The sequence below is a fragment of the Leptolyngbya sp. GGD genome, assembly GCF_026735145.1.
In the GTDB taxonomy this organism is placed as follows: Bacteria; Cyanobacteriota; Cyanobacteriia; order Leptolyngbyales; family Leptolyngbyaceae; genus Leptolyngbya; species Leptolyngbya boryana.
The window spans coordinates 337,367-358,812 of the sequence record NZ_JAPQKE010000002.1 but is presented as its reverse complement, the minus strand read 5'-3'; the positions used below and the strand labels follow the sequence as shown (position 1 = coordinate 358,812).

The window sequence follows — 21,446 nt, the reverse complement described above, 5'->3', positions numbered from 1 at the left end:
TTGTTATTGAGTCTGAATTAATACTCAGATTATTGATTCTTTTGCAACGGTTGGAGTGATTCAGTTGTCCCTGGAGTCTTCTCATTTTGGGAATCTAGGAGTCTTCTTGAACTTACAATCGCCTCCAACTCGTTCCATAAAGCTCAAAACTCTAAGCGATCGCGAAACATCCTTCATAGACGGTTCGACCCACTGCTTTTGCCACAGGCTGCACACTTTGCACCAACTGCATCATGCTCTCGATCGACAAAGCCTGTTGTGCATCTGAAACCGATTGATCAGGTTCGGGATGACACTCAATGATTAATCCATCTGCTCCACACGCGATCGCGGCTCTCGACAAATCTGCAATCAATTCTCGCCGACCTGCCGCATGGCTCGGATCAACAATCACAGGTAAATGCGTAATTTGCTTCAACGCAACTACAGCACCCAAATCCAAAACATTGCGGGTGTAGTTGTCGAAGCTGCGAATTCCTCGCTCACAGAGCACGACATTCGGATTGCCGTGGCTCATGATGTACTCGGCTGCCATCACGAATTCTTCGATCGTGGCTGCGAGTCCTCGCTTCAGGAGAATCGGCTTATCCGTCTGTCCCAACGCTTTGAGTAAATCGAAATTCTGCATATTCCGGCTGCCCACTTGCAGCATGTCAGCATATTGAGCGATCTCTTCAATTTGAGAAATTGCCATGACTTCTGTGACGACCGGCAAATCATAGCGCTGACGAACGGTTGCTAAGATTTCCAGTCCAGCTAAACCAGAACCCTGGAAAGAATACGGGGAGGTGCGTGGTTTGTACACACCTCCCCGTAATGCTTGAATCGGAGCCGATTTTAATTCCCGTGCGATCGTTTCCATCTGTTCCAAACTCTCGACAGCGCAAGGACCGCCAATAATCACGATCGCGTCGCCGCCGATGGCAACACTGTTGGACAGAGACACGATCGAGTTGGAAGTGGACTCAGTTTTGCGGACTAATCTAGCGTCTTTCATGGAATGAACTCCTTAAATTGGTTGGGTGAACTTCAAACAAAAAACCCGGAACCTGATTTGAGGCTCCGGGTTGCAATCACACATGCAAATGACTTACCCAGAGCGCCTGCGGGTAAAAAAGTAAAAACCGTAAAGCCAGGAAGTGAGATAAGTCATTGCAAAGAGGATGTTGAGAAAGAAGATTTTGAGAATAAAAAAACCGCAGATGTTACTCTGCGGTTCACCGGACGGACTCATGAGGATTTACCTCGCCGGGTGAACCGCCGATCGCCAAAAAAAGTAAAAGTAGGAAGTGCCGAGTTGCATTTCTCTAGGTTGGCTTGTAAATCTGTTACTTTGAACCCTAACAGAGCTTTCTTAGGTTCGTCAAGTACCCGATTGGGCGACTTGTTTGGCGGGGATGGATTGAAGTGCTTCTTGAACGAGTTGTAAAATCTCCGATCGCACTTGTTCGTGATGAATCGCAGCACACCAGGGACGTAAATACAAAATTGTTGCGTCAGGTGTAATGCTCTCGACGTGACAAGTTGGACGGGGTTCGCGCAATACGAGGGGATGAGGTTGTACCAGCGATAACAGATGCGTCATGGTCGAGTCAATTTCGCGATGACCAATATTAATCTGCAAATCGACTCGCCGCGTTCCCATAATCGTATTATTCTTCAGGGTTCCACTAAATAAATTGCTATTGGGCACGGTAATGCGGACATTATCAGGCGACACGATCGTCGTCGAAAACAATCCAATACTATCAACCATGCCTGCGACACCTGCACCTTCGATCGAGTCTCCGACTTCAAATGGTCGAAAGCTAACTAACATAACGCCTGCCGCAAAGTGGGACAAGCTATTTTGCAAAGCTAAACCAATGGCTAAACCTGCTGCACCAATGATCGTAATCACGGTTGTCGTTTGAATCCCGATCGCATTTAAAGCTGCAACGGTTCCCGCAATCCAAACCATAATCGATGCGACTTGAATCAGGAACTTTTGCAGGGTTGGCTCTGCATATTTAAGTAGGCGAAATCCGATCGGTCGAATAGCGTCTGCGATCCAACGAGTAACAAGCAGAATCACGATCGCCCAAATCACTTTCGGCAGATTTTGAGATGCTAAATTGATCAAGGTATCACTCAGGGATGTCACTGTTTGAGCATTGAATGTCATGAGTTTCTACCTCCTCTAGCTTATCTAGTGAGGATTCTACAGAAGAAATGTGAAGCATCCCGCATCACTATTGACAAATTTCGTTCTGAGTAATCACAATGTATATACATTGTGATTTTAATTTATGAGTGGAACAATTCGGACTCGACTCGTCAAATTTGGCAATTCTCAAGGGATTCGGATTCCGAAGCCATTACTAGAGCAAAGTGGCATTCAAAGTGAAGTTGAGATCGAAGTCGAAGGCAATCGTTTGATTATCCGTCCTATATCTCATCCTCGTGCTGGATGGGAAGCAGCGATCGCTGCGGAAATCAAAACATCTGGGGATGAAGGCTTACTTGACGATGAAACTTCAACCCAATGGGATGAAACCGAATGGCAATGGTAGTGCGTCGGTTTGACGTGTTTCTCGTTCAGCTAGATCCTACCGTTGGTTCTGAAATCCAGAAGACTCGCCCTTGCGTGATCATCTCTCCTGATGAAATGAACCGCCTACTCAAAACAGTTTTGATAGCTCCATTAACTTCTGTAAGACGAAACTTCCCATTTCGAGTGGATTGTCAGTTTCAAGGCAAAGCGGGTCAAATTGTCCTGGATCAAATTCGAGCAGTAGATAAAGCCCGACTTGTTCAATTTCTAGATCAAATTTGCGAGGAGCAAAGAGCGATTCTCGATACGCTAGCTGACATCTTTGCAGAATGAGCTTTTGGCAGGAAGTTTTCAAGAAATGTGAATCAGAAATAAGAAAGGTAGGCAGCATAACACTACCTACCCAAAGTGTAGATTAGACGGTCGGGAACGATTAGGTTCCAGAAGTCCAGGAGTTGATGTACTCGATTTGCGACTCGGTTAAGCTATCGATCGAGAAGCCCATTGCCTGTAATTTCAAGCGAGCAATTTCTTGATCTAACTCAGTCGGAACCGGGTAAACACCTGGCTCTAGCTTGCCTTTGTTCTGCACCAAATACTCTGCTGCCAATGCTTGGTTTGCAAAGCTCATATCCATCACTGCGCTCGGATGTCCTTCAGCCGCAGCTAAGTTCACCAAACGACCTTCACCCAACACAACAACGGATTTGCCGCTCTTGAGGGTGTACTCTTCGGTGAAATTACGAACGGTCTTCACTTCGCTTGCACGCTCTTTCAGAGCTTCGAGATCGATTTCGATATCGAAGTGACCAGAGTTACATACGATCGCGCCATCTTTCATTGCATCGAAGTGGCTGCCATTGATCACGTGCTTGTTACCTGTCACGGTGATGAAGATATCGCCACGCTTCGCAGCTTCATCCATCGGCATGACTTGGAAACCGTCCATCACAGCTTCGATCGCTGCAACTGGGTTGATTTCCGTCACAATGACGTTTGCGCCTAATCCACGCGCACGGTTTGCAGTTCCCTTACCGCACCAGCCGTATCCTGCAACGACAATCGTTTTGCCAGCAAGCAGAATATTGGTCGCACGGATGATACCGTCGAGGGTGGATTGACCTGTGCCGTAACGGTTATCGAAGAAATGCTTGGTTTCAGCATCGTTCACGTTTACTGCCGGGAACGTCAGCGCACCGTCTCTTAACATCGCTTGAAGACGGACGATCCCGGTTGTGGTCTCTTCCGTGGTTCCAATGAGGTCTTCGAGTTGGTGTTTGCGTTGTTGTACTAATGTTGCAACGACATCACAACCGTCATCAATGATGAGGTTAGGACGGTGGTCAAGCGCGATTTGCACGTGCTTGTGGTAGGTATCGTTGTCTTCACCTTTGATAGCGAAAACGGGAATTTCGTAGTCAGCGACTAAGCTTGCTGCTACATCGTCTTGAGTTGACAGCGGATTACTTGCGATCAAAATCGCGTCAGCTCCACCAGCTTTGAGTGCAATCGCGAGATTTGCAGTCTCGGTCGTGACATGGCAACATGCGACGAGTCGAATGCCTTCAAACGGCTTCTCTTGAGCGAAACGATCGCGGATCTGCTTCAAGACGGGCATTTCCCGCCCAGCCCATTCGATCCGCTGTTTTCCAGCAGGTGCGAGGGCAAGGTCTTTGACTTCGTATTTCAAGCGGACGGGTGTTGCGGTCATGAAAATGTTCCTTTTTCAGAGAGACATCAGAGTTGGGGTGTAATTCCCCTTAACAAACTAACTTGCCGCTTCAAATTAATCCATCTCGTCGGAAAAATTCTTAGATATGGATCGCTGACGTAGCAAGTCATTCCCACTGTCAAGGGGGAAGTCACTAAAGTCAAGGTGATCAATAAAGCTTTTTAGGGGCTTTACAAAGCCTTGCTCGACTTCTTTGAAAGCTTAACCTTTCTTTAGGAACTGTGTGCACTTTACATATAAATCGGCTAATATAGTACATATATACCAAACACGGTGTGAGGGGATAAACCGCCCCATGTGAGACGGGAATTGCGCTAAAGCAGGCGAATTTTTGTAGTGGATTTTAACTACAATAGAAGAACGACACATTCTTTCCTTTCTATGAATACTTTTGTCCCGATCGGTCGATTTTTCTCGCTGCGAGATGGACGTGTTGGACAATATCTTTCGAGTCGAGTTTTAGTAGTGCGCACTCCGTTTCGGCGATCGCTGAGTAGTTGTTATTTCGGTTTTGACAAGCTAAATCAAGCTCAAAAATTTGCTCAATCGCTTGCGAGTTCTGGTTATCGATTCTCGGTGCAGAAAAGCCAAGTTTTGACTCAGTTTACGTTTGAAATTAAGCTTGTCGGCGACACTGAGATTGCGAAACGCTTGGCATATTGGGATCGCAAAGATCAGCAACAACTGCCCAAACTCCGCCGTAAAATTCTTGCCGCTTAAGCTTGAAATCGTAGCGATTTTACACTACAATAGTACAAGTGATTCAAGGTTCTTGTTCCATGACGAAGCATTACATTCTTCAGCTTGATCCGAATGCCAAGTATGAATGGGATCGTTGTTCGTTACGTGACCCAATTACCGCCGATCGACCTGGTTTTGCAGAACTGATCGCGCAGGCAGTGGGCGAGCAACCCGGTTCTTATCTCGTGTCCGTCAAGATTGAAGTGCAGGTACTCGAGCAAGCTGCGCCTCAATCCCAACTGATTCCTCCGACTCTGACCGAATTGCCGTCTGAGTTAACGGCTCGTGTGCCTCAACTCGTCGCCTAAGGCTTGAAAGGCTGTCTGTTGTTCGTAGTCGGTGTCAGATTTTGACCCGATGGCTACTGACCACTTCATTATTTTCAGGATGTCAGTCATGAAACTTCGATTAGATCAATATCCCAGTGCGATCGCGCAAGCTTCTCAGCATGTGAATGAGCTAGAGCAAAATATCGCAGAAATTCGCTACCACATTGCTCGATTGGAAGGCAATGCCGATATGGTGGTGGCGTTTGAGACGGCGCTAAAAAATGACAACCAACGCAAAGCTCGGCGATTTGAAGTCCTGCAAGTGAATTCCGAGTATCAGCGGGCAGTGGATGCGCTGAATCGGGCTACGACCGAGAAGGCGAATGCATTTGCTCATCTCGAGCGGTTGCGGAACGAGTTCAGTGTCGCCAAGTTAGAAGCACGATTGACGATCGCGCAACAGTTGAGCGGTTTGGAAGCGCGTGAGTTAGTTGGTCTGTAAGACATTGAAACCCGGTTGGCAGCAGAGCGACGCAGCGTTCTGCTGCTTTTCTATGGAAACATCTGTACGATATATCAGCGTAAAAAAAGACCTTTACCATATGCGGCAAGGTCGTTCAGTTGATTCAAGTTCTCAGAAGCATAGCGTAATCGAAGGTGGGGCTTTATGCAAGAAAGAGTGGTGGAAGTAATTCGGGAACTGATGAAAACCCAAGGGCTGAGCATTCGTCAGATTTCCGCCAAAATTGCTGAGGAGCATGGTGGGAGTGCATTAGGCTACACTCAGCAGATCAATCGGATTTTAAACGATCCTCAATATGAGCCGAGTTTCGCCACGGTGGAAAAAATTCTGGCAGCCTTAAAATTTTCGATGTGGCAGATGCCAATCAATTTGAAGACCGTAGAAGTGCGATTAGATCATCTGAGTAGTGAGATCTCAGAAATTAAATCCTCGATCGCTCAACTGATGTCAGAGATCGAAGGATTGACTAAACCCAAGACCTGAACCACATCCGCAATTTGTATTCATCTAGGGTCAGCGGTAAGCCGAGATAGATGGGCATCCAAAAGATAAAACTGATGGCACAAATTACCATCACACCAATCCCGATCGCACGAAATTCGCGGGTTCTAAACCAGCGATCGACGAGCCAAGCCAAGCCCATCCCGGCATATACCGATGAACCCATATAGTGATACAAAAACACACATCTCGATACAGGAACCCAGGGTAATAGATTCGCTACATAGCTAATCAGCAAAAATAAGACAATCCACAACTCTTGAGGCGGCAAAAAACTGAGTCTGGGCGCATTGGGGATAGCCAAACTCGGCAGGATCTTCCAGTGTTCGAGCAGTATCCAAACGAGAAATGCGATCGCGATCGACGAAAACCACCAAAGAAACGGATTCCCCAGGGCATGAACATCGTAAACAACCCGCCCTGGCTCAAGTACTAATGCCGAGTTTCCACTAGGGATCGGAGCGTTGACAGACTCGGTAACCTGGTAAAAATACGCAACAGGGCGGAGCATGGGTATCCAACTGTACCAGGTTGAACAGTAAGGATGAATGTTTGATCCGCTGCCAACTCTTTGGTGATAAACCAGAATTTGTCTTTGAACTTCGAGAAAGTCAAACTCTGGATTGAGGTGAATATGAGGCAGCCAAATTAGCCAATAAACGAGTGCAGGAATTGCAGCGAAACAGAGTAAAAAATATAACAAATTAATCTGTGTAAGGCGATATACAGACGAAGTCGGTAATGAATTGGTCGGAATTTGTTCACTTCCTTTTGAGCTTTGACGAAACCAATTCAGCACACGAAAACTCCAGCCAATTCCCCACAATAAATAAATGCTTGCCAAGAACCATAAACCATTCCATTTGATTGAAGCAGACGCTGCAAAAAATACGCCGGATAATACCAGAGAAAAATTCAATCTTTTGGACGATCGTAAACTTAATAACAAACACCATTGCCCTAATAATCCGAATAGCACCAGATAGACATTATTGAGGGCATAACGAGACTCAACTAAGAATAGACCGTCCATCGCAGCAAGGCTTCCAGCGACGAGAGCATAGCTTCGGCGGCGGCTCAGCTGGAATGCGATCGCGGCAATAACCAGTGGAATAAATGAGCCTGTCAATGCATTTAGCCAGCGGTAACTCCAAGTACTCAGTGTGGAACCCGTGAGCGAATTAACAGTATCTCGACCGATCGGGATTTGATTGCCAATCCAAATTCCGATCGCGATCAAATATTTACTTAAAGGCGGATGTCCATCAAAAAAATTTGTGCCAGTCAGGTAGTTATTTGCAAACTTTGCATAGTAAACTTCATCAAAGACTAGGGTATTGAATCGCTCGAGTCCCCAAAATCGGAGACCCAACGAAACGAGAAATATTCCAAGTAGTCCTAGCCGAAACCATGCAATCGGCTTGATCGGTTGCTCAGTCTTCCGCATCACAGTTTGTTGGAGCCTATTTTTCTAGTCTTTCAGCATACTGATTTCTCAATGGATTTGGTAAATTTCTGTCACAAAAGACTTGATTTCTTCTATCAAATAATAAAAAATACGTTTGGTGAAGTTTCGTGAACGATTTGCATGACATCTTTGATTTGCTAAGGAGCATCTGCGATCGCAGCCAGGTTTGGTTCAGAGTCTGCGTGATTTCTTGGATATCCAAGCCCTATGCCTGAAAATCAATATTGAGTTGAGGAACCGATTATCATGATTCGCGTATTGCTGGCAGACGATCAGAACCTGATTCGAGAGGGTCTGAAAGCGCTTCTAGATCAAGAACCCGATCTACAAGTGATTGCGGATGTGGATAACGGCTATGACGCAGTGCAGCAGGCAGAGGCGCTCCTGCCCGATGTTGTGCTCATGGATTTGAAAATGCCTCGAATGGATGGAATTACAGCGACGCAGACTATTTGTGAACGTTGTCCAGACACGCGGGTTTTGGTCTTGACTGCTTCGGATGATGAAATTTCAGTGCGCAATGCCTTACAGGTCGGAGCACACGGCTACCTGCTGAAAGACATGTCCCCCGATGAATTGGCAAATGCGGTGCGGACGGCTCATAAGGGATTTACTCAGCTGAGTCCTGGGATTTTACAGAAAGCAATGGCTCCAGCGATCGAATTAGAAACGATGCCCATTGAAACCCCTGCCACAAATGTTTTGCCTTTCGTTCCGTCTCAGCGCCGCACGTCTTCGAGCAATTTACCGCCTGGATTTTCCAAGCTGACCGCACGTGAGCGTCAAGTTTTGCGTTTGATTGCAGAAGGCTCAAGTAATCGAGAAATTGCAAGAACTCTTGACATTTCCGAGGGCACAGTTAAGAACCACGTTGCGAGTATTTTAGGACGGCTGAATTTGCGGGATCGTACGCAAGCCGCGATCGTTGCCACTTCAGTGATGCCATTACTGAACTAGCGTTTTCTCGGACTCTGCTTAGAAATCCATGTGGTAATACTGTGCTGAAAGGAAACACGCTGTACAGAAAATACTCATGGCACACTTCATCTTAGACTTACCGACTTGGTTGAATAGTACGACGCATCTCGGCGATCTGTTCCAAACCATGCAATCGATCGATGTCACCATTTTTGCTCAAGAATTCAAACCGACTGATATCACCGGAGATGTCAGCAAAAGTTGGAATCACTTCGTCAGAACCGGACAAGTCTGGGCGTTCGTGATTGGAATCGTAGCTGGCTATCTGGCTAAAACTTTTACTTCGTTTGGCTAAGCAATGGGGTGGGGATGAAGAAATTTTATTTGGGCTTCATCCCTCATGTGATCGCGGTTTAGGGTAGGCTTAAAACTTGCAGTCGAGCGAGAAAAATTTCTCTTGAGTTCCCAGCCTTCTGAATCCTCTCAACCCTCCCAAACCTGGAGTCAACGCTTTGAATCTGCGTTGCATCCTGCGATCGCGCAGTTTAACGCCAGTATCGGGTTTGATATTGAATTAATTGAATACGATCTCACCGGATCGCAAGCTCACGCGAAAATGTTGGCAAAGACCGGCATCATTTCTGAAGCGGAAGGTGAGCAACTTGTCACAGGATTAGAGCAGATCCGCCAAGAATACCGTGCCGGACAATTTCAACCCGGAGTGGATGCGGAAGATGTCCATTTTGCGGTGGAGCGGCGCTTAACCGAGATTACGGGCGATGTTGGCAAGAAGTTGCACACGGCACGATCGCGCAATGATCAAGTCGGAACCGATACCCGGCTCTACTTGCGTGCCCAAATTCAAGACATTCAGCAGCAGCTTCGAGAATTTCAAACCGTCTTGCTGGATTTGGCACAGCAGCATGTAAAAACGCTGATTCCGGGCTATACGCACTTACAGCGCGCTCAGCCGATTAGTCTGGCGCATCACTTGCTGGCATATTTTGAGATGGCTCAGCGAGATTGGACGCGACTTGGAGAAATTTACCAGCGAGTGAATGTATCGCCTTTAGGCTCAGGCGCGTTGGCGGGCACAACGTTTCCGATCGATCGACATTATGCCGCTGAGTTACTCGAATTCGGCGGATTGTATGAAAACAGTTTAGATGGCGTGAGCGATCGAGATTTTGCGATCGAATTTCTCTGTGCTGCCAGTTTAATCATGGTGCATCTTAGCCGCCTATCAGAAGAAGTGATTTTCTGGGCATCGCAAGAGTTCAGTTTTGTGGCACTGAAAGATAGCTGTGCGACGGGTTCGAGTATCATGCCCCAGAAGAAGAATCCCGACGTTCCAGAATTAGTGCGCGGAAAAACAGGACGGGTGTTTGGACATTTGCAAGGCATGTTGGTGCTGATGAAAGGCTTGCCGCTGGCGTACAACAAGGATTTGCAAGAAGACAAAGAAGCCTTGTTTGACTCCGTGAAAACAGTCCGGGCATGTCTAGAAGCGATAACCATTCTGTTCCGTGAAGGATTGGAATTTAAGACGACGCGGCTAAATCAAGCCGTATCTGAGGACTTTTCTAACGCGACAGACGTGGCAGATTATTTAGCGGCAAAAGGTGTGCCTTTCCGAGTGGCATATAATCTGGTCGGTAAAGTCGTGCGATCGTGTTTGGCAGAAAATAAATTGCTCAAAGATCTGTCGCTCACTGAATGGCAGGAATTGCATCCAGCCTTTGAGGAAGATATTTACGAAGCGATTGCCCCTGTTCAAGTGGTTGCGGCTCGAAATAGTTTCGGGGGAACAGGATTTGAGCAGGTTGAACGGGCGATCGCTTCGGCAAAACAACGATTAGGGTAACAACTATGGCGCTGAAAGTGGGCGATCGCGCTCCTGATTTTTCACTCCCTGATACCGATGGAAATCTCGTTAATCTAGTGGATTTACGCGGCAAACGGGTGATCTTATATTTCTACCCTCGCGATAATACACCAGGCTGTATCAAAGAAGCTTGTGGCTTTCGGGATGCCTATGCCGATTATCAAGCTCAAGACTTCGTAGTGTTAGGGGTGAGTACAGACGATGCAAAATCGCATGCGAAGTTTGTTAAAAAGCACAATCTTCCATTCCCCTTACTTTGTGATGAAGGCGGCAAAGTTGCGGAGACTTACGATAGTTTTGGTCTAAAGAAATTTATGGGTAAAGAGTATTTAGGCATTACCCGGAATACATTTGTGATTAGTCCAGATGGTACGATCGAGAAAATCTACCTCAAAGTTAAGCCAGAGTTTCATGCGGCTCAAGTTCTCGCGGATCTAGCCTGAACTACAACGTTAGATTTCTTTGTGCTCAGGGTATTACTCAGACATCCCTACAAATTCTGTTCCCTAAGTTTATGAGTCGGTTGTGGCACTTTTTTCAAACTGTTTTAGGGGTGGTTTTCCGTCATCCTGTGACTGGCACAAGCATTATTACGGTGTTGCCAGACGATCGCATTGTGTTGATTCGTCGCCGTGACAATGGCTTATGGGGCTTGCCGGGGGGAATTGTCGATTGGGGGGAAGATTTACCAACGGCGATTCGGCGTGAATTATTTGAAGAAACAGGGTTAGAACTGACCAAAATTCGCCGCTTAGTTGGAATTTATTCGGCTCCCGATCGCGATCCGAGAATGCATTCGATCTGTGTGGTCGTTGAGGTCGAAGCAACAGGCAAGTTTAAGCCGAAAGATGTCAATGAAGTCTTGGATGTGAAAGCTTTCCATTGTTCGCAGTTGCCGCCCGGAAAGCTTTCTCATGACCATGGTCAGCAACTGCAAGATTACTTTGCAGGACGCACTACGCTCGCCTAAAGCAAGGAATTTAAACTGAGTTCAATGATTTCAAATCCTGGCGGAAATGAGTTGGATCGCACGCGAAGCCTGCATCCGAACGGTTCCAGGTTAAATCTGAAACAGTTGCAAATAGCTTGATATCCATTGCTCTCCCCAAAAGAGACTTAACCCCGCTCCCAAAGCCAAAAATGGACCAAACGGCATCGCTTGCCGCCGCGCCAATTTTCCAAGCGAGAGTGCCCAAAGTCCAGCAATTGATCCAGTCAAACAACCCAAGAAACCCGTCAATAACAACAGCTTCCACCCTAACCAAGCTCCTATCATTGCCATCAGCTTTGAATCACCTGCTCCCATTGCGGTCTGTCCGAGCATCATCGATGCCACAATTGAGATCGCATCCAATAGCCAAATTCCGACAATTGCTCCAATCACTCCCGTCATAAAATGCTGAATTGCTCCTGGTATTCCTGCGATCGAGAACCCAACGATCGCTTGAAACACCAATCCCAACACTAATCCTGATTGCGTCAAGGAATTGGGCAACAGCATGGTGTCGAAGTCGATCATCGACAGCGCCAAGAGCCAACTAATAAATGCCCAAAATCCCAGCGTTTGCAGCGAAAGATTGAAAACCGCAAAGACCAGGACAAAAAGCATCCCGGTTGTGGCTTCTATCAATGGGTAGCGAGGGGAGATCGGACTCTTACAATGTCCACATTTTCCTTTTAGTCTGAGCCATCCAAACACCGGAATGTTCTCGCGTTTTCTCAAGCGAGTTAGACAATGCGGACAGCGCGAAGGCGGATAGATCAAAGATAAACCAGCAGGTAAACGGTAGATGACCACATTGAGAAAACTACCGATCGATGCACCGATAAAAAAGACAATCAGAAAAGCTGGAACTGCGAGAATGTCCATCACTTGAGACAAGTATTAGGGCAACTCTCATTTAACTCGATCGAATTCAATTCAGCGCCCTAACCCTTCAATTCTCGTATTTTTACTCAATCAATTCAAACGGCACAAAACATTCTTGAGGCAGCAAAATCGGTTTCCCCGAAAAAATAATTTTGCCGCGATGTGTAATCCGATTAATCGCGACCCCTAATGGTCGATCGATATCGGGATGTACCGAAAAATAAGTTTCATAGATCAGTCGCGCCGATTGAATGAGAGTCGGATCCAGATAAGTTGAAAAATCATCTACATCCATTTCTTGATCAACTTTCGTCAAAACATCCATCTTCAGTCACATAGAGATTGACTGTATACTATGCCAAAAATTGCAACTGGAGCGCAAAAAAAGTTAGTTTATTGAGCCTGAGTATCTTCCTACTTGCCACTCTCTACTCCCCATCTTCACAAATGTAATGTTCTCCTCACGAAGTTCATTGAAATTAGATTAAATTCACCTAACGGTTAGTGAGGAAAGCGATGACAACAGTTTAGAATTCAGAGATACCATTGCCAATCCTGAGCTACTCCAGTGTCAGTTACTCGGTTCCTCCGCAAAAGCGGATTCATTCGTCGCCAGACTTTCCTCGCTGTGATGGTCTTCCCAGACGAAGCCTCAGTGTTTCAAGCCTATCGTTTGCTGCATTATCACGGTATTTCGCCCGAACATCTCGCGATCGTGGGCGCGGGTTATAGCAATCCCGAACATGTCGGTTTGCTTAAACCGATGCAGCTTGCTATCCGCAAAGCTCGATTTCTCAGCATTATCTTGGGCACCTTGGGCGCGATCGCTGGATTGGGTTTGTTTCTTGCTGCCCAGTTCGATCTGATTCAGATGACAGAATTAGAATCGCCATTTTTAGTACCAGCTTTATCGATCGTCAGCGGATTTTTTGGCGCAGTCATTGGCGCATTATTCGGGCTGTTTGGTGAAGGAACGACGGCGAGTATTTATCGACATCATCTCGATCGTGGGCAGTATTTGCTGATGATCGAAGGCTCCGAACGGCTTGTGCGCTGGGGACAAGAAATCTTAAGCCACTATTCAACCTCTAGTAGTTTGTATTGATGGCAACAGCAGACGAATTCGATCGGGCAATGATGCAGCGGTGTCTGGAGTTGGCGAGGCGAGCAATTGGGCGTACGGCTCCAAATCCCATGGTCGGCTGTGTGATTGTGTCAGATGGTGAAATTGTGGGCGAGGGGTTTCATCCGAAAACGGGAGAGCCTCACGCTGAGGTGTTTGCGCTGCAGCAAGCGGGTGCGCGATCGCGCAACGCGACTCTCTATGTCAATCTAGAACCCTGTAATCACTTTGGTCGGACTCCGCCTTGTTCTCAAGCAGTCGTGAAGGCTGGACTGAAGCGAGTGGTCGTCGGCATGGTTGACCCGAATCCGCAAGTTGCAGGCAAGGGAATTGCAACGCTTGAGAATGCCGGGATTGAAGTGACGGTTGGGGTTGAAGAAGCGGCATGTCAGACCTTAAATGAAGCCTTTGTGCATCGGATTCTAAATCGTCGTCCGTTTGGAATTCTCAAATATGCCATGACCTTAGATGGAAAAATTGCGGCAACGTCCGGCCATAGTAGCTGGGTGACTGGGCAAATGTCGCGGCGACGTGTTCATCAATTACGGACACAGTGTGATGCGATCGTCATTGGTGGCAATACAGTTCGCAAAGATAATCCTGAATTAACCACGCATGGACTTTCAGAGTGGCAACCCTTGCGGGTCGTCATGAGCCGCAATTTGGATTTACCAACACTGGCGAATCTCTGGAAGACTGAGATTGCTCGAACTGTCGTATTTACAGGGCTGAATGCCAATTCAGACATTCAAGAAAAATTGAGCCAGCAAGGTGTTGAAGTTGTGAATTTGGAGACGACTACGCCTGCTGCGGTGATGGAGAATCTCTACGATCGCGGAATGAATACTGTGCTTTGGGAATGTGGTGGAAATCTAGCAGCGCAAGCAATTCGCCAAAGTTGTGTGCAAAAAGTATGGGCATTTGTTGCGCCGAAAATTATTGGTGGAGAGCACGCACCAACGCCGATCGCAGAATTAGGACTCAATCAGATGACCGATGCGATTCCGTTAACGCGGGTGACCTGGAGCACGATCGAATCAGATTTACTAATCGAAGGCTATTTAGGCTAAGCGTTCATAGGCTAAATCCCGAATCAAAGCGAGCCGAGAATAAACATAAGTCGAGAGCAGCGAATTCTCTTCTGAGTTGAGGGGTTGCTGCGTATTCACTTGGCGCAGAAGAGACTGCACCAAGTTTGCATCATCTAGGTTAACCAGATGAGTGGCTTGGGTCGTCTCTACCAGCGCCCAGAGTTGACGAATCAAAGATGGGTTCATAGGAACAAAGGATGAGGTTGCTGTTTCCACAATACTGAATCTGCCTATCCTGAAAGCCAGACATTACAAGCTGAAATAACAGTTATTAAAAGATTATTCTGCGCCTGTATATCGACAGGACAGTCGAAAATATTGTGACTTTCCTTCATCCTTTCACACATTAGCGGTAGGCTGCTATCGGTTCTTTGATGAAGCGGATATACAGATGTTTGAAAGTTGATTTCAGAACACGAGGCGCACCAAAATCAATGGGCATCATTTTGTCAGGAAGCTGCCAATCTGAAATCTGTAGATCTACGGGTTGAAGCAGTGGAAAGTCAATTGCATCAATGTCCGAACAGAGTCCTAATCGCTGGCTAGCTACAATCGTCGGTACAGTGTTGGGATCGACTTGTAGAATGTCAACGATCGCTCGGTCAAGAGAAAATATATCACGCGATGCTCCCAATACGCCTAAATCTTTTGGTTCACCGCCGCTTGGTCCATTGCCTTCGTGCCCGATGATGCCATCCACGATCGTTAAATCTGGATCGATTGTTCGCGCTGTCTCAACTAACATCGTGCCAAAACGAGATTGATCTTTCCCCGCTTCCATGTGCCACCAAGCTTTCATTTTGCCTGGAACACATCCGAATAAATTTTTCACACCCATTGTGACAGTCAATTGCATGTGCGATTTGACTTTAGGTAGATTGATCACGACATCCGCTTCGATCGCTTGTTTACAGAGCAATAAATGATTGAATTCTTCACCAACTGTTTCATACCGTTTGCCTTTGAATTCAACGATCGGTAAATTGAGCGACTCAGTGAGTTCGAGATAACCACTTGCCTTTGCGACTCCTAGAGCGCTGCCAAAGGCGGGACTATCTCCTAAGAATGGCTTTCCACCTGCTTCCTGCACCATTTTCGCAACGCAGTAGGCAATCTCAGGACGCGTCACGCATTCTTTTCCGGGGCGGGCACCCGTCAGGAGATTGGGTTTGAGTAAAACGCGATCTCCCGGTTTGACGATGCTGCTGATTCCGCCCAGAGGTTCAAGCAATGCTTCGAGTGCAGCCCGAAGTTCTGTTAAATCGTAAGAGGTAGCACGCAGCAGACTAACGGTTGGTTTCATACGCTTAGAAGGTTTTTTATTACTTTAACCGCGATCGAAAAATCCTATTGCAAAAGCACGCTCAGAATTTTGCACATTTTTTGGGAGTGCTGACTGAGTGAGGTCGAGTTACCTTGTGGAAGCGCAAACGGATGCAGACAAGAAGGCAATTCTAGAGTGCAGTGCTAGACTAACGATCAATCAGCAAACCTGCTGAAACCAAACCGTCATTTTTTCAGATTCGCTGGAACCTCTTCAGGTACAACCCAGTAATAAACCGTTGTTCCGCCAACGTTCACGACCTGATCAGGTTTCCAATCGCCCATATCAAAAGCATGAGACACAATCCGTGTGCCTGGTTTCAACTGCAATAATTTAGGACGCAATTCGAGATTGATCCGAGGTAAAAGATAGAGCGAAATCACAGTCGCCTTGCTTAGATCTGTTTTAAATAAATCTTGCTGAGCAAACTTCACCAGATCACTCACGCCTTCTTTTTGGGCATTTGCGTTTGCTTCTTGAATCCGTTGCGGATCGATATCTACTCCAAATCCACGAGTTCCGAATCGTTTTGCTGCGGTAATAGGAATCCGACCATCTCCGCTTCCCAGGTCATACAGCACATCATTCTTCCCAACTTTCGCAACTTTGAGCATGGCATCAACCACTTCAGTGGGAGTAGGCACGTAAGGCACATCAAGCTGCGGAGACTCTTCGACTTGAGCTTGTTGCGGTGCTGCGGAAGGTTCAGGGGTTGCAGTTGGAGTAGAAGTTTGAGCACATCCAGTCAATGTCAAACTGACAAGACTGATAGTGATCATGAAAGTTTTAATCGTCATATCTTAGTTCTCCTAGAGCTTTATCGAAGTTGATTTTGCCGATATAGCACTGGAATTCCCAATGCTAGAACAACCACGCCTGCGATCGCACCCGTTTTCACATACACCAAGCTCGAATACAGCAAGTACCCACAAATTAGACAGAACAAGATTGGCGTGATGGGATAAAACGGAACGCGAAATCCATTTTCCTGAAGTGGCTCCTGCGATCGCAAAATAAATACGGAAATCCCAACCAGCAAGAAAAAGAACCAAAACACTGGAGCTGTATAGTCTACCATTGCTTCAAAACCCTTGCGTGTTAGTACTCCTAGTCCAATCAAAAACAAGGAGATTGCGCCTTGTACAAGTAAAGCGGTGGTTGGAGTATTCTGCTGTGATCGCCAAGTTCCTAAAGCCCGAAATACTGAGAAATCTTGTCCCAAAGCATAGTTTGTCCGTGCTCCAGTAAAAATCGTTGCATTCATCGCTCCTAATGCTGAAATAGCAACGAGGACGCTAATAAACACAACTCCAGGTTGTCCAAATGCTCGTCGCATGAGTTCTGCTGCTACCGCAGGCGAGTTTGCCATTGCACTGATGCCGAGTCCATGCAGATAAGCTGCATTAATTGCAACATAGATCGCTGTGATAATGCCAATACTCCAAAGCAGCGATCGCACAATATTTCGCCGAGGATTCTGAATCTCAGCAGAGATATAGGCGGCTTCATTCCAGCCTCCATAAGACAGCAAGACGAGAATCATTGCGAGTCCCCAACTGAGTGAGGATTTTGACTCGGTTACAACAGGTGCAGCAGTCGGCGATGTGAAGAGTCCAATTATGACAACTAAGATCAGCCCAACGACTTTTGCCGCACTTAAAGCATTCTGTACTCCCTTGCCCAAGCGCAATCCTGCTAGATTGATCACAGTAAAAAGAACAATTGCGCCTGCGGCATAGATCGGAGTCGAGAAGTTACCCAACGAAAAAATCTCAGAGGCATAATCACCAAAAACAAAAGCAAGGAGAGCAATCGAGCCAGTTTGCACAATCGTCATTCTTGCCCAAGCGAACAGAAACGCGATCGCGTTTCCATAAGCTCGCTGTAAGTAGTAGTAATTACCACCCACATGAGGATAATTCGTTGCTAGCTCCGCATAGCACAATGCTCCAATCAGAGACACAACGCCTCCTGCAATCCACGCCAACAGAGCAGCCGAATTTGTTCCAGTATTCGCTGCAACCAATGCAGGGGTTTCAAAAATCCCTGCTCCAATCACAATCCCAACAATCAACGCGATCGCATCAAACAAATTTAATGTAGTCTTGGGTCTAGCAGACTCAACTTGGGTAGTAGAAGCAATCGAGCCAGAAGAGTTGGGTAAACCCATAGCGACACCTAATTAACAATGATTGCTATCGCAACCTTAGCACCGGATTTTAATGTACTGAGGGAACGGACGCGATCTAACTTTCGATAGAGATCAAGAGCTTTTCCACAATCTCCATCCTTAGGAAAAGCGATCACTCTATGGTATGGGTAATATAGTTTCAGAAGCAAAAATTTCCCATTCTACTCCCATTCACGAAAATTGCTCACAAAATTATGAAAATGATCGCATACTTGCATCGAGCTGGCGAAAATAAGTCCCCAGACCACGCGCAGATCAAGCAAATCCGTTCTGGGAACCTCTGCGTTCGGATTTTGAGCGTGTTGATGGGATGCGCGATCGCTGGATTCACTCAAATCGCAATGGCACAGGAGCTTTTAAGAAAAGGAAGTTCGGGGCAAGCAGTGGTCGAATTGCAGAATCGCTTACAAGAGCTAAATTGCTATGACGGTTCCATAACTGGATACTTTGGCGATCAGACCGAAACAGCGGTCATTCGATGCCAGCAACAATTTGGAATTGAAGCCGATGGAATTGTTGGTGCATCAACGTATAACGCTTTGGGGATTGGAACGACTGTAAATCCCGATACAGGTTTTGAGAATCAGTTCAGCGATCGATTACGAGTGGGCGATCGCGGGTCACGTGTACAACAGTTACAACAGCAATTACAAGCTGCCGGATACTATTACAGCGAGATCGATGGCGTATTTGGCTCTGCTACTCAGAGCGCTGTGATTCAGCTTCAGAGAGACTTCAGATTGCCTGAAACAGGCGAGGCTGATGCTTCAGTTTATGCAGCATTAGATCGAGGAAGTGTGCCTACCTCCCCGACGAACAGACCCGGAACAGGCTTACAGCGTGGAGATAGGGGAACCCAAGTGAGCGAACTCCAACAACAACTCAACCGATTAGGGTATTCAGTTCGAGTAGACGGTATTTTTGGGGCAAGTACAGAAGCAGCCGTCTTAGATTTTCAGCAGAGGAACCTGCTTGCAACGACGGGTGAGGCAGATGCACGAACGCTGAATCAAATCAGACAAAGTGCAGAATCTTCTGCCTCGCTGAATGTTCGTCGCTATGTGGTCATTGTTCCGATCCCTACAACAACAGAGTGGAGTCGGGTACTCAACATTGCGCCTAGTGCCACTCCTCGCAAGGATCGATTAGGAGACTACGCTGAAGTGAATCGTTACACGACACCCGAAGCAGCAGAGAGAATTGCCGCAAATTTGCGATCGCAAGGATTTCCCGATGCTCGTGTGATTTTTCGATAACGATTTTTCGATAACTTAGAGCGGTAAGAGCGATCGCTGACAGGTCGGACAAACGGCGTGAATTGTTAACTGGCAGTCTAGAATGTGGTATCCCTCTTTCTGGGCTGCTTTTGTACCGATTTTCAAGATCGGGTCACTTTTGAATTCGATCGTTTTATTACAGCGTACGCAAATCAAATGATGGTGATGATGGAAAGGCTGGTTAATCTCGTAATGCTTGTGACCCTCTGCTAATTCAAGCTCGCGCAGGATTCCCATTCGCGACATTAATTTCAGCGTGCGATAGATCGTCGATAAACTAATTCCCTCATTCTTTTCCTGAAGCTCATGATACAAATCTTCAGCACTGAGGTGTTGACCTTCAGGAAGCTTTTGAAAAACATTCAGAATAGTTTCACGTTGCGGAGTGAGCCGCCATCCTTTTTCATTCAGTTCCGCTTTTAGCGAGGCACTGGTATATACAGGAGCGTTTAGCATTGTCAACAAAGCCTCCTTTCTTGAGAATCATAGCATATAAAAATAATAGGCGATTTGCAACAAGTTCGCCTTATTGAAAATAATCTGCAATTAACTTTTTCAAAAAATTACCCCGCCTGCCTTGCTTGACTGAGCGGAGTTGATGGCTATATCTGCCTTGAGAAAGTCTCCATTGATTGGATTTACGTACAGCGAGTTTCGGCTTCGCTGCACATAAATCCGATGGCAATTCCTCAGCTCAGCGATTCGAGATAGTCCCGAACGCGATTGCGCCGTTTCGGTTGACGAAGTTTTTGCAGCGCCTTCGCTTCGATTTGTCTCACTCGCTCTCTAGACAATTCGAGCGCGCGTCCAATCTCTGCTAAAGAATAAGGATGTCCATCGCTTCCTAGACCAAAGCGCATTTGAATCACATCTCTTTCACGAGTGGTTAAATCGGCAAGCAATTGCAGCAAATCTCGGCGCAGTGATTCCCGCATCAACGTCTCTTCAGGCGTGACTTCTTCTGTTTCCAGCAAGTCGCCGAGTTCGGTGTCTCGCTCTTTGCCCACTTTAGTTTCTAGCGATACAGACCGCGGAACTCGCAACAACACTTCCCGAACTTGAGGCGGTGTCATTTCTAGCTCTGTTGCAATATCTTCGATCGTGGCAGTTCGCCCTTTTTCTTGGGAGATTTTGCGCTGAGCTTTTTTGATCTTATTCAGCTTTTCCGTAATGTGGACGGGCAGGCGGATTGTCCGGCTTTGAGTGGCGATCGCGCGCGTGATGCCTTGCCGAATCCACCAATACGCATAGGTGCTGAATCGGTAGCCTTTGGTTGGATCAAACTTCTCAACGGCTCGTTCTAAGCCGAGTGTGCCCTCTTGGATCAAATCTAGGAGTTCTAAACCGCGATTTTGATATTTCTTGGCAACGGAGACGACTAACCGCAGGTTCGCATTGATCATGCGAGTCTTCGCAGTGAGTCCTTGACTTTGAATTTGCTCGAGTTCGGCAACGCTGAGTTTCACAACTTGTGCCCAATGTTGTTTGCCTTCTGCCAAGAGAGGTTTGAGGTTAGCGACCTCGATATTTGCTTCGGCAGCCCAGCGTTCGAGAGACGGGCGGTGGGTCAGTGTGGACACCAAGCGATCGCGGGCATCCATTAGGTCTACAAATTGACGGATAGAATCATTGCCTTTGTTAGCGGCATCATTGCGCTGTTCTAATAGCTTCATGTAGCGTTGAACTTTTTGCGCCTCAGCCACTTCCTCGTCGCGTCCAAGTAAGTGGTAGCGGCCGATCTCTTGCAGGTAGAGCCTCACTAAGTCAGTGGTTTTCCGTCCAGCGGCGCGCATTTCCATTTGCCCTGCCAGTTCCGCTTCAAGTTCAGCGAGATCCGCATTGGGATCAAATTCGGTTTCTGATAGGGTTGAGGGTTGCTCTAGTGTAGAGGGATCAAACTCTGCATCAGCGTAGAAAGAAGTTGCTGGCATCATGTTCCGTTTGTGCGCTATGTGGAAATCGTTCTGTTGGTTGCTTTGCTAGTGTTCCCGTGCTTCGGG

General features: G+C 46.9%; 26 protein-coding genes. 14 read left to right on the top strand and 12 right to left on the bottom strand.

The genetic code is table 11. The features are described from left to right. Positions 1–151: 151 nt before the first annotated feature. The gene (gene aroF, locus OU814_RS10655) at positions 152–997 is read right to left on the bottom strand and encodes a 3-deoxy-7-phosphoheptulonate synthase (protein ID WP_268182631.1); all 846 of its coding nucleotides are present in this window, start codon (positions 995–997) and stop codon (positions 152–154) included. Positions 998–1,363: 366 nt separating this feature from the next. Beyond that, on the bottom strand, positions 1,364–2,164 hold the full coding sequence (locus OU814_RS10650; RefSeq protein WP_268182629.1) for a mechanosensitive ion channel family protein: 801 nt from the start codon (positions 2,162–2,164) through the stop codon (positions 1,364–1,366). A gap of 124 nt (positions 2,165–2,288) precedes the next feature. On the opposite strand from OU814_RS10650, the gene OU814_RS10645 reads away from it, so the two are divergent. Both OU814_RS10645 and OU814_RS10640 read left to right on the top strand, forming a co-directional pair. Then, positions 2,289–2,552, top strand: coding sequence for an AbrB/MazE/SpoVT family DNA-binding domain-containing protein (locus OU814_RS10645; RefSeq protein WP_268182627.1), 264 nt, complete (start codon positions 2,289–2,291; stop codon positions 2,550–2,552). Beyond that, on the top strand, positions 2,540–2,866 hold the full coding sequence (locus OU814_RS10640) for a type II toxin-antitoxin system PemK/MazF family toxin (protein WP_268182625.1): 327 nt from the start codon (positions 2,540–2,542) through the stop codon (positions 2,864–2,866). The genes OU814_RS10645 and OU814_RS10640 overlap by 13 nt, the downstream gene beginning before the upstream one ends. 100 nt (positions 2,867–2,966) lie before the next feature. On the opposite strand, the gene ahcY is transcribed toward OU814_RS10640, so the two are convergent. After that, a complete protein-coding gene (ahcY, locus tag OU814_RS10635) occupies positions 2,967–4,244 on the bottom strand; it encodes an adenosylhomocysteinase (protein WP_268182622.1) in 1,278 nt (425 codons plus the stop codon). A gap of 402 nt (positions 4,245–4,646) precedes the next feature. Here ahcY and OU814_RS10630 point away from each other — a divergent pair, with 402 nt between their 5' ends. The 4 genes from OU814_RS10630 to OU814_RS10615 all read left to right on the top strand — a co-directional run bounded on the left by OU814_RS10630 (position 4,647) and on the right by OU814_RS10615 (position 6,281). Then, on the top strand, positions 4,647–4,985 hold the full coding sequence (locus tag OU814_RS10630) for a hypothetical protein (protein ID WP_268182619.1): 339 nt from the start codon (positions 4,647–4,649) through the stop codon (positions 4,983–4,985). Positions 4,986–5,044: 59 nt separating this feature from the next. After that, positions 5,045–5,314, top strand: a complete 270-nt coding sequence (locus OU814_RS10625) for a hypothetical protein (RefSeq protein ID WP_017285925.1) — start codon at positions 5,045–5,047, stop codon at positions 5,312–5,314. Positions 5,315–5,402: 88 nt separating this feature from the next. Continuing rightward, on the top strand, positions 5,403–5,777 hold the full coding sequence (locus OU814_RS10620; protein ID WP_017285924.1) for a hypothetical protein: 375 nt from the start codon (positions 5,403–5,405) through the stop codon (positions 5,775–5,777). A 165-nt stretch (positions 5,778–5,942) separates the two neighbouring features. Further along, positions 5,943–6,281, top strand: a complete 339-nt coding sequence (locus tag OU814_RS10615) for a helix-turn-helix domain-containing protein (RefSeq protein ID WP_190651528.1) — start codon at positions 5,943–5,945, stop codon at positions 6,279–6,281. Here OU814_RS10615 and OU814_RS10610 read toward each other — a convergent pair. Then, positions 6,265–7,746 carry a dolichyl-phosphate-mannose--protein mannosyltransferase gene (locus OU814_RS10610; protein ID WP_268182613.1) on the bottom strand — a complete coding sequence of 494 codons (1,482 nt, stop codon included), beginning with the start codon at positions 7,744–7,746 and terminating at the stop codon, positions 6,265–6,267. The two genes, OU814_RS10615 and OU814_RS10610, sit on opposite strands and share 17 nt — an antisense overlap. Before the next feature lie 267 nt (positions 7,747–8,013). Here OU814_RS10610 and OU814_RS10605 point away from each other — a divergent pair, with 267 nt between their 5' ends. The 5 genes from OU814_RS10605 to OU814_RS10585 all read left to right on the top strand — a co-directional run bounded on the left by OU814_RS10605 (position 8,014) and on the right by OU814_RS10585 (position 11,540). Next, positions 8,014–8,724: a response regulator gene (locus OU814_RS10605; protein ID WP_017285921.1), complete on the top strand. Its 711-nt coding sequence runs from the start codon at positions 8,014–8,016 to the stop codon at positions 8,722–8,724. Between the two features lie 76 nt (positions 8,725–8,800). Continuing rightward, complete coding sequence (locus OU814_RS10600; RefSeq protein WP_017285920.1) at positions 8,801–9,040, top strand: hypothetical protein; 240 nt, start codon at positions 8,801–8,803, stop codon at positions 9,038–9,040. A 102-nt stretch (positions 9,041–9,142) separates the two neighbouring features. Continuing rightward, positions 9,143–10,549 carry an argininosuccinate lyase gene (gene argH / locus OU814_RS10595; protein WP_268182610.1) on the top strand — a complete coding sequence of 469 codons (1,407 nt, stop codon included), beginning with the start codon at positions 9,143–9,145 and terminating at the stop codon, positions 10,547–10,549. 5 nt (positions 10,550–10,554) lie between these two features. Beyond that, entirely contained in the window at positions 10,555–11,013 is a 459-nt protein-coding gene (gene bcp, locus OU814_RS10590; RefSeq protein WP_017285918.1) for a thioredoxin-dependent thiol peroxidase, read from the top strand. Positions 11,014–11,084: 71 nt separating this feature from the next. Next, positions 11,085–11,540 (top strand): NUDIX domain-containing protein, encoded by a 456-nt coding sequence (locus OU814_RS10585; protein WP_017285917.1) that lies wholly within the window; start codon positions 11,085–11,087, stop codon positions 11,538–11,540. Between the two features lie 90 nt (positions 11,541–11,630). Here the strand turns inward: OU814_RS10585 and OU814_RS10580 are convergent, their stop codons facing one another. Beyond that, positions 11,631–12,440, bottom strand: a complete 810-nt coding sequence (locus OU814_RS10580) for a prepilin peptidase (protein ID WP_190651535.1) — start codon at positions 12,438–12,440, stop codon at positions 11,631–11,633. 82 nt (positions 12,441–12,522) lie between these two features. Beyond that, complete coding sequence (locus OU814_RS10575) at positions 12,523–12,765, bottom strand: hypothetical protein (protein WP_017285915.1); 243 nt, start codon at positions 12,763–12,765, stop codon at positions 12,523–12,525. Positions 12,766–13,008: 243 nt separating this feature from the next. On the opposite strand from OU814_RS10575, the gene OU814_RS10570 reads away from it, so the two are divergent. Next, entirely contained in the window at positions 13,009–13,545 is a 537-nt protein-coding gene (locus OU814_RS10570) for a hypothetical protein (RefSeq protein ID WP_017285914.1), read from the top strand. Next, positions 13,545–14,633 carry a bifunctional diaminohydroxyphosphoribosylaminopyrimidine deaminase/5-amino-6-(5-phosphoribosylamino)uracil reductase RibD gene (gene ribD / locus OU814_RS10565; protein WP_268182605.1) on the top strand — a complete coding sequence of 363 codons (1,089 nt, stop codon included), beginning with the start codon at positions 13,545–13,547 and terminating at the stop codon, positions 14,631–14,633. Before OU814_RS10570 ends, ribD begins: the two co-directional genes overlap by 1 nt. On the opposite strand, the gene OU814_RS10560 is transcribed toward ribD, so the two are convergent. From OU814_RS10560 to OU814_RS10545, 4 genes are all read right to left on the bottom strand, one after another. Continuing rightward, positions 14,625–14,840, bottom strand: coding sequence for a hypothetical protein (locus OU814_RS10560; RefSeq protein ID WP_017285912.1), 216 nt, complete (start codon positions 14,838–14,840; stop codon positions 14,625–14,627). The genes ribD and OU814_RS10560 overlap by 9 nt on opposite strands. Before the next feature lie 160 nt (positions 14,841–15,000). Continuing rightward, positions 15,001–15,957 (bottom strand): DUF362 domain-containing protein, encoded by a 957-nt coding sequence (locus OU814_RS10555; protein WP_190651541.1) that lies wholly within the window; start codon positions 15,955–15,957, stop codon positions 15,001–15,003. Positions 15,958–16,163: 206 nt separating this feature from the next. Further along, positions 16,164–16,775, bottom strand: coding sequence for an SAM-dependent methyltransferase (locus tag OU814_RS10550; RefSeq protein WP_268182602.1), 612 nt, complete (start codon positions 16,773–16,775; stop codon positions 16,164–16,166). A gap of 20 nt (positions 16,776–16,795) precedes the next feature. After that, a complete protein-coding gene (locus OU814_RS10545) occupies positions 16,796–18,148 on the bottom strand; it encodes an APC family permease (RefSeq protein WP_017285909.1) in 1,353 nt (450 codons plus the stop codon). 215 nt (positions 18,149–18,363) lie between these two features. Here OU814_RS10545 and OU814_RS10540 point away from each other — a divergent pair, with 215 nt between their 5' ends. Continuing rightward, the gene (locus OU814_RS10540) at positions 18,364–19,425 is read left to right on the top strand and encodes a peptidoglycan-binding domain-containing protein (protein ID WP_268182600.1); all 1,062 of its coding nucleotides are present in this window, start codon (positions 18,364–18,366) and stop codon (positions 19,423–19,425) included. A gap of 15 nt (positions 19,426–19,440) precedes the next feature. On the opposite strand, the gene OU814_RS10535 is transcribed toward OU814_RS10540, so the two are convergent. After that, on the bottom strand, positions 19,441–19,902 hold the full coding sequence (locus OU814_RS10535) for a Fur family transcriptional regulator (RefSeq protein ID WP_017285907.1): 462 nt from the start codon (positions 19,900–19,902) through the stop codon (positions 19,441–19,443). A gap of 233 nt (positions 19,903–20,135) precedes the next feature. After that, a complete protein-coding gene (gene sigC / locus OU814_RS10530; protein ID WP_017285906.1) occupies positions 20,136–21,380 on the bottom strand; it encodes an RNA polymerase sigma factor SigC in 1,245 nt (414 codons plus the stop codon). Positions 21,381–21,446 lie beyond the last annotated feature (66 nt).